The following is a 2468-nucleotide window of genomic DNA, read 5'->3' as shown; positions in this document are numbered from 1 at the left end:
TCGCTTCTCGAAGTACTCTCCGTTTTACTCGCTTCTCGAAGTGCTCACTTGTCGAAATCAGTTTCCGCTTTCGACATCGCGCTTCCGCTCTCGTGAATCCGCTCCCGATACTTTTCGAGCGCTTCGTCCAAGGCGTCGCCCGCGTCCACGTCGAGGGCGTTCGCCACCGCGAGCAGCGAGAACAGCGCATCGCCGATTTCGTCCGACTTCACGTCGAGCGCTTCCGAGTCAGCACCCCATTTCGATGATTTCGTCGCGTCGGCCGCGATTTCGCCAACTTCGGCCGTCAGGTCGAGGATTCGATACGCCGGGTCGCACGTCAGTTCGTGTTCCTCCACGAACGCGGCGACGGTTTGCTGTTCGTCCATGTTCACAGTCAACGACAGTTCGAAGTAAATTTTCGGGGTGTTGCTTCGATGATAAGTACGACGCGGTCGGCATCGTTTCGGAGAACCGACCTCGTCGGTTCCGCCAAGACAATTACTCTACTCGTCGTCGCGTTCGCCCACAGGTTGAACTCCCGCGCTCTCGTCGCTTCGCTCATGGACGAAACCCACGTCGTGACCTGCATGCTGCGCAACCGTGGGGAGGTATTGCTCCTCCGGCGAAGCGAGGAAGTGGGGTCGTACTCCGGGCGGTGGGGAGGGGTGGCCGGACACGCGGAGGGGGACCCCGACGCCCTCGCACGCGAGGAAATCGAGGAGGAGACCGGACTGCTGGACGACTGCACGTTCGTCCGGGCGGGCGACCCGTTCGAGGTGGACGACAAATCGCTGGACAAGCGCTGGGTCGTGCATCCATACCTGTTCGACTGTGCGAACCGGGACGTACGGATCGACTGGGAGACGACCGAGGCGGAGTGGGTCCCGCCGACGGAAATCCTCCGTCGAAAGACGGTACCTGATCTGTGGACCTCCTACGACCACATCGCGCCGACCGTCGAATCGGTCGGCGAGGACGCCGAACACGGGTCGGCGTACATCTCCGTCCGAGCGCTCGAAGTCCTTCGGGACCGAGCGGGAACGTGTGCGGTTCGCGGTGGCGGCGGTGGTAGTGGCGGTGGTAGTGGCGGCCGCAGTGGCGATGGTGATGGCGGGAACAGTGATTGGAACGAACTCGCCGCCCTCGCCCGCGACTTGCTCGACGCCCGTCCGAGCATGGCCGCGTTGGGAAACCGCGTGAATCGCGCCATGGCCGACGCGAGGGGTTCGGGAGGGGTCCCCGAGACGGTCGAACGCGCCGCTATCGAGGGCATCGAACGAGCCTACCGCGTGGACGAGAACGCGACGGAAAACGCCCGTGAGGAAATCGCCGACGCCGCGGTGCTCACGCTCTCGCGCTCGGGGACCGTGCTCGATGCGCTTCGGAACACGGCGCGCGTGTTCGTCGCCGAATCGCGTCCCGCGAACGAGGGTGTGGGCGTGGCGGAAGCGCTGGCCGAGGGAACCGACGTGACCCTGCACACCGACGCCGCGACGGCGCACGTGCTGGCGACCGAAGAAATCGACTGCGTCGTCGTCGGCGCGGATTCGGTGCTCCCGAGCGGCGACGTGGTGAACAAGATCGGAACGCGGGGCGCGGCGCTCGCGGCGAACCGGGAGGACGTTCCCGTTCTCGTCGTCACCGCGACCGACAAGGTTCGGACGACGGACGACCCCGTGCTGGAAGACGGCTCACCGAATGCGGTGTACGATGGCGACGCGGACCTGTCGGTGGTGAATCCGACCTTCGACGTGACGCCCGCCGAACTCGTTTCCGGCTACGTGACCGAGCGTGGTATCCTGGACCGTGGGGGAATCGGTTCAGTGGCCGAGGAACTGGCGGACCTCTCCGGATGGCAGAACGAGAGTCGTTGAGTCAGCTTGCTGAACATCGTTTGGAGTCGTCGCTCGCAAGAGTCAAACCGTTCGAGTGGATACTCTCGCCCGGGCGGCGGTGACGAAAGTTACCCCCTCCGAGCCCCTTGTGACGAGGATTTCTTCCGAGCCGCCCTTCGAAATTCCGCCGAGTCAAATCTTTACACGCCTTCGAGCACCGCGACAGCCACCGCCCCGACGACGAGCGTCATCCGCGGAATCGCGCCCGGTCGGTCGATGCTCACGTCGTAGATGGTCCGGGGATGAATTCGCTTCCCGAGGGTGCCGATGTGTTCGCCGTTCGAGGCCATGATGGAGAACGTACGGGGGAACGGAGAGACGAGTTTCGTGACGCCGTTCAACGCGCCGGCAACGCCCCGCCGGGAATCGAGTTCGGCGAGAGTCTCGCCGCCCGGTCGTTCGATGGTCCAGTGGCGACTGCCGAGGTCGAACTCCTTCGTGATGACGAGTCGAGGTTCCTCGGACCCGGCTTCGACGACGGTGAACTCCCCGGCGATATCGTAGGTCTGTCCCGAATCGACGTGGAAGACGGGATTCCCGTCCGAATCCTCGAACGGGAACGTCGCTTTTCCGCCTGCGACGCCTCGTTCG

General features: G+C 64.2%; 3 protein-coding genes. 1 reads left to right on the top strand and 2 read right to left on the bottom strand.

The window, feature by feature from the left end:
• Window positions 1-44: 44 nt before the first annotated feature.
• Window positions 45-368, bottom strand: coding sequence for a MazG nucleotide pyrophosphohydrolase domain-containing protein (locus tag WBV42_RS17555; protein ID WP_423987170.1), 324 nt, complete (start codon window positions 366-368; stop codon window positions 45-47).
• Window positions 369-542: 174 nt separating this feature from the next.
• Between WBV42_RS17555 and WBV42_RS17550 the strand changes: the two genes are divergently transcribed.
• The gene (locus WBV42_RS17550) at window positions 543-1856 is read left to right on the top strand and encodes an NUDIX domain-containing protein (RefSeq protein WP_423987171.1); all 1314 of its coding nucleotides are present in this window, start codon (window positions 543-545) and stop codon (window positions 1854-1856) included.
• A 161-nt stretch (window positions 1857-2017) separates the two neighbouring features.
• Here the strand turns inward: WBV42_RS17550 and WBV42_RS17545 are convergent.
• Window positions 2018-2468, bottom strand: a 451-nt coding sequence (locus WBV42_RS17545) for a hypothetical protein (protein ID WP_423987169.1), incomplete at its 5' end; no start/stop codon positions are given.

The organism is Haladaptatus sp., assembly GCF_049589095.1.
Taxonomy (GTDB): domain Archaea; phylum Halobacteriota; class Halobacteria; order Halobacteriales; family Haladaptataceae; genus Haladaptatus.
This window is presented reverse-complemented; position numbering and strand designations above follow the sequence as displayed.

Coding starts and splice junctions, on each gene's coding strand:
- WBV42_RS17555 (WP_423987170.1), bottom strand. CDS start 368: ATGGACGAACAGCAAACCGTCGCCGCGTTCGTGGAGGAACACGAACTG.
- WBV42_RS17550 (WP_423987171.1), top strand. CDS start 543: ATGGACGAAACCCACGTCGTGACCTGCATGCTGCGCAACCGTGGGGAG.